Origin of the sequence: Dietzia sp. 179-F 9C3 NHS (assembly GCF_045369825.1) — a bacterium.
GTDB lineage: Bacteria > Actinomycetota > Actinomycetes > Mycobacteriales > Mycobacteriaceae > Dietzia.
Genome location: NZ_JBIQES010000045.1, coordinates 1 through 935 on the forward strand (window position 1 = coordinate 1; position 935 = coordinate 935).

Genomic DNA, 935 nt, shown 5'->3' on the forward strand with positions numbered 1-935 from the left:
CACGCTAACGCGGCGCTCACCCCGCGCCAAAGGCTCCGCCTTGCCCGGAAGGTCGTCGACGAGGGATGGACGATCGCCGCAGCAGCGGACTACTTCCGGGTGTCCTGGCCCACGGCGAAGAAGTGGGCTCTGCGCTACCTCGAGCTCGGCGACGAGGGCATGGTCGACCGCTCCTCCCGGCCGCACACGCATCCGAACCGGACCCCGCAGCATCTGGTGAAGAAGATCGTGCACTTGCGGATCCACAAGCGCCTCGGCCCGGTCGAGCTCGCGGGCCGGTTGGAGATGGCGCCGTCAACCGTTCATGCGGTGCTCAAGCGCTGCCGGCTCAATCGGCTCTCCCACATCGACGTGAAGACCGGTGAGCCCGCGCGTCGCTACGAACACGAGACTCCAGGGGCTCTGATCCATGTCGACGTGAAAAAGCTCGGCAACATCCCCGACGGCGGCGGCTGGCGCTACGTCGGACGGTTCCAGGGCGACCGCAACCGAGCAGTCACCGCCAAGCGCACCGGAAAGCGAGGCATCGCCGGCGACATGGTCACCGGCACCGCCTACGTCCACACCGTCATCGACGACCACTCCCGCGTCGCTTACGCCGAGATCCACGACGACGAACGCGCCGAGACCGCGATCGGCGTCCTGCAACGGGCCGTGTCCTGGTTCGCCGACCGCGGCGTCCGCGTCGAACGGGTCCTGTCCGACAACGGCTCCGCCTACCGCTCCCACGCCTGGCGAGGCGTCTGCGCCGAGCTCGGCATCACGCCCAAGCGCACACGCCCTTACCGGCCGCAGACCAACGGCAAGATCGAGCGATTCCATCGCACCATGGCCGACGGCTGGGCCTACGTGAAGCACTACAACAGCGAATCAGCCCGCCGCGCAGCCCTGCCGGCCTGGCTGCACTACTACAATCACCACAGGCCCCACACCGC

1 protein-coding gene is annotated in these 935 nt (G+C 68.1%); it reads left to right on the top strand.

What is annotated here, in order from left to right; translation table 11 throughout:
• Positions 1–935 (top strand): IS481 family transposase (locus tag ACH0BZ_RS16375; protein WP_406899807.1); only part of this gene is annotated, 935 nt, incomplete at both ends.